8 protein-coding genes are annotated in these 7786 nt (G+C 43.1%); 3 read left to right on the top strand and 5 right to left on the bottom strand.

What is annotated here, in order from left to right:
• From AACZ11_RS11135 to AACZ11_RS11120, 4 genes are all read right to left on the bottom strand, one after another.
• On the bottom strand, positions 1-569 hold a 569-nt coding region (locus AACZ11_RS11135), incomplete at its 3' end, for a biosynthetic peptidoglycan transglycosylase (protein WP_290629172.1).
• A 7-nt stretch (positions 570-576) separates the two neighbouring features.
• Positions 577-1062, bottom strand: a complete 486-nt coding sequence (locus AACZ11_RS11130) for a gliding motility lipoprotein GldH (RefSeq protein WP_290629170.1) — start codon at positions 1060-1062, stop codon at positions 577-579.
• Entirely contained in the window at positions 1055-2278 is a 1224-nt protein-coding gene (gene ricT, locus AACZ11_RS11125) for a regulatory iron-sulfur-containing complex subunit RicT (protein ID WP_290629173.1), read from the bottom strand. The genes AACZ11_RS11130 and ricT overlap by 8 nt, the downstream gene beginning before the upstream one ends.
• A gap of 137 nt (positions 2279-2415) precedes the next feature.
• The gene (locus tag AACZ11_RS11120; RefSeq protein ID WP_290629168.1) at positions 2416-3447 is read right to left on the bottom strand and encodes a rhodanese-related sulfurtransferase; all 1032 of its coding nucleotides are present in this window, start codon (positions 3445-3447) and stop codon (positions 2416-2418) included.
• A 318-nt stretch (positions 3448-3765) separates the two neighbouring features.
• Here AACZ11_RS11120 and recA point away from each other — a divergent pair, with 318 nt between their 5' ends.
• From recA to AACZ11_RS11105, 3 genes are all read left to right on the top strand, one after another.
• Positions 3766-4776 carry a recombinase RecA gene (recA, locus tag AACZ11_RS11115; protein ID WP_290629166.1) on the top strand — a complete coding sequence of 337 codons (1011 nt, stop codon included), beginning with the start codon at positions 3766-3768 and terminating at the stop codon, positions 4774-4776.
• Between the two features lie 117 nt (positions 4777-4893).
• The gene (locus tag AACZ11_RS11110) at positions 4894-5430 is read left to right on the top strand and encodes a sigma-70 family RNA polymerase sigma factor (protein WP_290629164.1); all 537 of its coding nucleotides are present in this window, start codon (positions 4894-4896) and stop codon (positions 5428-5430) included.
• A gap of 5 nt (positions 5431-5435) precedes the next feature.
• On the top strand, positions 5436-6947 hold the full coding sequence (locus AACZ11_RS11105) for an outer membrane beta-barrel protein (protein ID WP_290629162.1): 1512 nt from the start codon (positions 5436-5438) through the stop codon (positions 6945-6947).
• Between the two features lie 81 nt (positions 6948-7028).
• On the opposite strand, the gene AACZ11_RS11100 is transcribed toward AACZ11_RS11105, so the two are convergent.
• Entirely contained in the window at positions 7029-7778 is a 750-nt protein-coding gene (locus tag AACZ11_RS11100; RefSeq protein WP_290629160.1) for a lysophospholipid acyltransferase family protein, read from the bottom strand.
• Positions 7779-7786 lie beyond the last annotated feature (8 nt).

Here is a 7786-nt window from a genome sequence, read left to right as displayed (position 1 = left end):
GCTTGATTGAGGAAATCGTATTCATTAAAATACATAGTGATGATCTCCTCTTTGGTATAGCGTCGTTCCAAACGGGTTGCGATGATCCATTCCTTTATTTTCTGAATCCCGCGCTCCAATTTGTTTCGAGAGACTTGCTCGGTAAAGAAAAGTTTTGCCAACTGTTGTGATATTGTACTGGCACCTCCTTTGGAGCCCAAGAAAGCTACCGCACGCACGGTTCCACGGGCATCGATCCCTGAGTGATCGTAAAAACGCACATCTTCGGTAGCGATCAAAGCGTTGATTAAGTGATCCGGAAGCTCCTCATATTGAACAGGCGTACGGTTCTCTTGATAAAATTTCCCTATCACTTTGCCGTCGGAAGCAATGATCTCTGTGGCTAAATTCTTTTCCGGGTTCTCTAGGCTGGTCTCATCGGGAAGACTTCCAAACACCCCCCACGAGGCGAGTAAGAAAATCAATAATACCAATAAGAGGAAGCCTCCAAAGATCTTCCAAAACGTTCTAATATGACGCTTTTCTTCAGGTTGCGTTGTAGTTTTTTTCTTTGTAGGTTTCTTTGCCATACGATCGTTACTGTTGGTTGGCTTCTTCTATACTATAGCCAATGTCTGTGATCCCATCTAATTGGGTAACGCCTTCCACATCGCCGTTATTGCGAACTGCATGTGTTATAGTTATGTTATAATTACCTTCTTCTTTAAAAGAGACATTTTCTTTATACCACAGTTTGTTTTCTTTTACGCTACCAATGCCTTCACCTAACCAACTTCCATCCGGATTTGCCATACGGTACTCTAGCGTGTCAACCAAGGTCTTTCCTTGCGGAAATTCCATTTCGACAATTAAAAAAATATTATTGAAAGGGTAATCGTTGGTGTTCCGAAGCTGCAAAAAAACATTGTATTTTTTAAGGGAGTCCAGTTTTGGGATGGTAAAAGAAGCCGTGTCTGAAGCCATCCAGTGTCCCGGCAAATTCCTTGTTTCGCTCACGACAGTATCTGAACTACAGGAGGCAAAACTTATAATAGACATTAGTACAAGCAGAACTCTAAGCATTCTTTTTCTTGGTATTTCTTTTTCTGTTCTTGTTCTTGTTCGGGTTTTGTTTGTTCCCCTGATTTTTATTCTGACCTTTTTGTTGGTTCTTGGATCGATTGCGTTTCTTATTTCGAGAACGCTTGGGCCTGTCAAAACGTGTTAGACTGTCTTGCCCAACGACATTGCTGTATATCTCCTCCTCGGGTTTTTCGATATCCACAATGAACTCTTCAAGGCTGGCTACCTTTTTGCCCTTCTTGTTTAGTTCAATGATCTCATTGACCTTATCCAGATCCAGTGGGTGCCAGTTCATCCCTTCTTTTTCGTAGGCATACCAAAGCATGCGTTTAAAGATATCCGATTTTTGACATACGGCGGCACCTTTTTCGGTAAAGAGTTTTACATCGCTCTTCGGAAACTCTTCCAAAGCCTCCAAATAGGTGTCCAGTTCGTAATTGAGGCAACATTTTAATTTCCCGCACTGTCCCGCTAATTTTTGCGGATTCAATGATAACTGTTGGTATCGCGCCGCCGAAGTGTTCACCGATCGGAAATCGGTCAACCAAGTAGAGCAACACAGTTCCCGTCCGCAGGAGCCAATGCCCCCCAACCTTGCAGCTTCCTGCCGGAAGCCTACCTGTTTCATTTCGATGCGGGTGCTGAATGCACGTGCAAATTCTTTGATCAATTCCCTAAAATCAACGCGCTCTTCGGCCGTATAGTAAAAGATCACTTTCGAGCCGTCTCCCTGAAACTCTACATCGGAAATCTTCATTTGCAACCCTAAGCGAATCGCGATCTCACGCGAACGCTTTTGAACTTCCGCTTCCTTATCCCGTACCTTTTGCCATACATCGATGTCTTTTTGAGAGGCTTTGCGGTAGATCTTCGGTAATGCTTCAGGATTGGGATTCTCCTTCTTCTTTTTCATCTGTACGCGCACCAGTTCACCGGTGAGGGTAACGATCCCAATATCGTGACCGCTGGTCGCTTCCGTAGCAACCACATCGCCTATGCTTAAAGAGATCTTTTCGGGGTTCTGATAAAAATGTTTACGGCCGTTCTTGAAGCGAACTTCCACCCCATTAAAGGGTTCCTGGTTCCCGGGAAGTGACATGTTGGAAAGCCAGTCGAACACCGTTAATTTATTGCAGCCATCCGTTCCGCAAGTACCATTGTTCTTGCATCCCTTTGGCTGACCGTTGGCACCCGTGGCACAGCTTGTACAGCCCATATTTTTTATATATAGCTCTTTTTCAGAAGAAAAGAGACGTAGATTAAACATTCAATTTAGTAGGTAAAGATACCTATATTAATTCTGAATTCTGAATTCTGAATTCTGAATTTTCACGATCTCTCTGAAACGACTGTCTATTTCTTGAATTTCAGTTTTTCTGAACGGCCCTTTTTAAAGATCTTATTGCTGTTGGGAATGCCTTGCCGAAGTCGTTTTTGTTCCTCATACGGTAATTGGATGATCTCTTGACAATCTGTTGAGCAACAATGCTCCATTTTTGAAGCACAAGCATCGCACTGAATAAAGAGCAAATGACACGCCTCGTTCGCACAGTTCGTATGCGTATCACAAGCTGCACCACACTGATGACATTGTGCGATCACATCTTCGGTAATGCGTTCCCCACGGCGGTGATCGAACACAAAGTTCTTTCCAATAAACTTGTTCTCCAGCCCCTTGTTTTGCACCTGCCGGGCATACTCAATGATCCCGCCTTCCAGCTGATAGACCTGCTTGAATCCCTTATGTTTGTAATAAGCGCTTGCCTTCTCGCAGCGAATCCCGCCGGTACAATACATTAGCAGTTTCTTATCTTCCTTGTGATCTTGGAGGTCGGCTTCAATGATATCTAACGAATCCCGAAACGTATCGACATCGGGCGTGACGGCATTCTTAAAATGCCCTATTTCACTTTCGTAGTGGTTTCGCATATCGACGAGCACGGTATCGGGATCTTCGATGAGTTGATTAAAGGTTTCGGCGTCAACATGAATTCCTTTGTTCCGAACATCGAACGTATCGTCATTGAGACCATCGGCTACGATCTTATGGCGCACTTTCACTTTCAGTTTCAGAAAAGATTTCAAATCGTGCTCTATGGCAATGTTAAGGCGTACATTTTCCAAAAAATAGATCCCGTCCAAAAAAGCTTTGAATTCTTCAAAGCGTCTTGCCGGCACCGAAAGTTGCGCATTGATCCCTTCATGGGCTACATAGATACGGCCCAGTACCTCCATGGCATCCCATGCGACAAAGAGGTGGTTTCTAAAAAGGTGTGGATTGCCTATTTTGGCATATTGATAGAAAGAGAGGGTCAATCGGTCTTCACCGGCCTGCTCCAATAAGGCTTCCCGCTCTTTCGCACTTAAGGTATTGTACAGTTGCATGCTATACTAATTTTACAGTGAAAAAGAATTCATAATCGAGGGCAAAAATACCACTTTCTGCATTGTTGACAAAAAAACCTGCGCAGGGGTTTTTCCATTTGAGACTAAATACAGAAATACTGTTTATAAGACATTTATGTATTAGCAGCTTTTAAGTTTAAACGTCCTTTAAAAACATTTTTAGTCTAAATTCATGAATGTCGACATCCAGATAGTGGTTGTTCACAAAAAAGCAATTATCAAGCTTTTTCCTTTTGTAGCACTTCATAAGAAATGCTACCTTTATCGTTTACATAAATTTTAAAATTTTTGACGGCTATGAGCGATAAAGAAAAAGATGCAAAATTAAAAGCATTAAAGCTTACTTTAGATAAATTAGATAAGACCTACGGAAAAGGTACTGTAATGAAAATGGGCGATTCTGCCGTACAAGAGGTAGAGGTCATCCCAACCGGCTCTTTGGGATTGGACGTTGCCTTAGGTGTAGGTGGGTATCCGCGTGGGCGAGTGATCGAGATCTACGGACCGGAATCCTCCGGTAAGACCACATTGACCTTACACGCCATTGCCGAAGCCCAAAAAAAAGGAGGCATTGCCGCGTTTATTGATGCCGAACACGCCTTTGATCGGTATTATGCCGAAAAACTGGGTGTGGATATCGAGAACCTCATCATTTCACAGCCCGATAACGGAGAGCAAGCATTGGAGATCGCCGATAACCTTATACGAAGTGGTGCCATCGATATCATCGTGATCGACTCGGTAGCCGCGCTAACCCCCAAAAGTGAGATCGAAGGGGAAATGGGAGACAGCAAGATGGGACTGCATGCAAGACTCATGTCGCAAGCGCTTCGGAAATTAACAGGCTCGATAAGCAAGACCCATTGTACGGTAATCTTTATCAACCAATTACGCGAAAAGATTGGGGTGATGTTTGGAAATCCGGAAACCACTACGGGTGGAAATGCATTGAAGTTCTACGCCTCGGTGCGACTGGACATTAGACGGTCTACCCAAATCAAAGACACAGACAGCAACGTAAAAGGAAACAAGACTCGTGTAAAGGTCGTCAAGAATAAGGTTGCACCTCCCTTTAAAACCGCCGAATTCGACATTATGTACGGAGAAGGGATCTCTAAAGTTGGAGAGGTGATCGATCTTGGCGTTGATTTCGAGATCGTTAAAAAAAGTGGTTCTTGGTTTAGTTATGATGAGACCAAACTGGGGCAGGGACGCGATGCCGTAAAGGCCTTGTTGCTGGACAACCCGGATCTTATGGAAGAACTGGAGCAAAAGATCAAAGAAGCCATCAAAGCTTTGAACGCATAAATTTTAGGTTGGCACGCAACCCTTTACACCAATCGGCATCTACGTATTGTAGAACCCTCAATTATTATGGTTGCCCGTGCGATACTGCGTAATTACTAATAATTTTAGGTACTGCATTTGACTTTAGACGAGCTCATACAACAATGTAAGAAGCAGGATGCAAAGGCACAAGGAGAACTTTATAAACGCTATTCGAACACGCTATTCTCTATTTGCTTGAAGTATTCTCCCAACTATGCTGAAGCTGAAGACAGCTTACAGGATGCGTTTCTTACTATTTTTAAAAAGATTGAGCAGTTTAAGGACAAGGGCTCTTTTGAAGGTTGGATGAAACGGATCACCGTAAATACCGTGCTACAAAAGTACCGCAAACAACGTGTTTTTGACATACCCAACGAGGAGCAACTGGAAGCCGCAGAGGAAGAAATAGAAGATGCAGGTGTTCCTTTAAATTATTTACTGAAGATCATTCAGGAACTGCCGGACAGGTATCGATTGGTCTTCACCATGTACGTTTTGGATGATTATTCTCATAAAGAGATCGCAGAAATGTTAGGAATCTCAGACGGGACGTCTAAATCAAACCTGGCAAGAGCACGCATGATATTAAAATCAAAGATTGAAACCTATAACACGGTAACAAAAGCAGATTAAACTGAATGAAAGACAAAAAGCACATAGACGAGCTTTTTAAAGACCGCTTTAAAGATTTTGAAGCCACCCCTTCCCCGCGCGTTTGGGATAACATCCAGGCGCAATTAAAAGAGGAGAAAGAGGATCGCAAGGTCATCCCTATTTGGTGGAAAGCCGCCGGAGTGGCAGCCTTGCTTGCTTTGCTATTGACCGTAGGCAACGCGGTCTTCGATCCTTTTGCTCCTACAACACCTATTTCTTCGGAAGACACCTCCCTCCCGGATGCCACCGATGCTGAAAGTGTAAAAGACCCCATTCTGAAGGATGTTCCGGATGAAGAAGGGATTGCAACCGAAGCATCTACAGTTCCGGAAAGTAACACTCCTGCTTCAGAAAAAGAAAAGAAAGAAGTGGTCAACAAGAAAAAAGACCATACGTCAATCGCTACGCGTGAAGCTGTGGCAACAACGACTGCTTCAGAAAAGCAAAAGAAACAAAAGGACGTTATAACAGACCCCTACCAAAAAGATGTTGAAACTGTGTCTAAAACCAGTAAAGAGGCGATAGCTACTGTTTCAGAAAAGGAAAAGACAACCCAGAAAGTAGTCGAAAAGAATGACCCGCTCATTAAAAAGGAGTTAAAGATCGAGGATGCATCGGCTATTGGCGTTACAGAAAAGACCAACAAAGAAACCGGTGATAAAAAAACTTCCGATGAAACAAAGTCTGAAGATGCCAACAAGCGCTCGTTGCTGGATGTGATCCATGAGAAGGACAGTGAAGAGGCGATTGTTGAAACGAAGAAAGAAGTTACCAATCGCTGGGGTGTTGCTCCCCATGTGGGACCTGTTTATTACAATAGTTTTGGACAAGGCTCTTCCATAGACCCCTCTTTTTCCGATAATGCACAAAGTGGCGATGTGAATCTAAGTTACGGTGTGCAAGTGAGTTATGCGCTTAGCGATCGCTTGAGTGTTCGATCGGGAATAAGCAATGTAGATCTAAGTTATGCAACGAGTGGTCTGGAGTTGGGAACAGGACCTGTTTCGTCAGCCTTAAAATCCATAGATTACGGTGGGCGCCAGACGGTACTTATTGCCGTTGATAAAGGAACCCTTGCGATGGTTCCCGAAGAAGGAAGTCCGCTGGATAATGTAACTCCCAAATCGACCGTAGGCGAGGTGGAACTTAGACAGAACATTTCCTATTTTGAAGTTCCATTAGAGTTGAAATACGCTTTGGTAGACACAAAATTAGGGGTCAATGTAATTGGCGGGATGAGTACACTGTTCTTAGGAAATAATGACGTATCGGTGCAGGCCGGTGATTTTAGAGATACTTTGGGTGAAGCCAACAATTTATCTTCTGTAAGTTTTACGACAAATGTGGGAATTGGTTTCGATTATAAAATAAGTAAAAAACTAAAGTTTAATATTGAGCCTATGTTTAAATACCAGCTCAACCCGTATACAGATTCGTCTGTAGATTTTAAACCATATTATGTAGGTGTTTATAGCGGATTGAGTTTTAAGTTTTAGGTTAGTTTTTTAGTTGGTTAGGTTTGGAAATACCAAACAATGATGACAGAAAAAACCGTTCTTCGCCATAGGACGGTTTTTTTATACGGTAGGATGTAGCAACTCCTTTAAGATAATAGCTCGGGTCTGCTCACGCAACATTCGCCGGTCCTCCATCGCTAAGATCCCGGTGGGTATGGTCTTATGCACTTTTACGCGCATTCGCCCCGGTCCGGCTTTAAGAGAAGTGAAGCGATAAGAGAATCGGTTTCGGTTATCGTGAAAGGTCATTGGAGCTATGGCAATGTGATGTTCAATTGCCAGTCGAAATGCCCCGTCCTTAAATTCATCTAAAAGTCTATTATCTGAATCATCCGGCACACCTCCTTCGGGAAATATGCATACCCCCAAGCCTTGATCTAACTTCTGCTGTGCTCTTTCGAACACTTCTTTTCTACTTTTGGGACTATTTCTGTCAACCAAGATGCAAGTCCGCTTATAGAAGAATCCAAATAAGGGGATCTTGGCCAATTCCATCTTTCCGACGAACACAAATGGATTCTTAGTTACATAGAGCATTAACATAATATCGGTCATGGACGTATGGTTGGAAACAAATACATAGCTTTTCCCTCTTTCGTAGCGCTCCTCGCGACGTATTTTGGGATAGAACCCCATTCCGAATAAGATAAGAATTGCCCAAAGACGAGCCAATTTGAAGAAAAATGGATACCACGACTCTTTTAAAATACTAAGGAGCAACACGGGAAAAAGCACGATGATGGGAACAGTGACCAACACGTAAAACCAAATGCGATAGAAAAAATTAAAGATGTGTCGAAGTACGATCATAGACCATC

Origin of the sequence: uncultured Altibacter sp. (genome assembly GCF_963972995.1) — a bacterium.
Classification (GTDB): Bacteria; Bacteroidota; Bacteroidia; order Flavobacteriales; family Flavobacteriaceae; genus Altibacter.
This window is presented reverse-complemented; position numbering and strand designations above follow the sequence as displayed.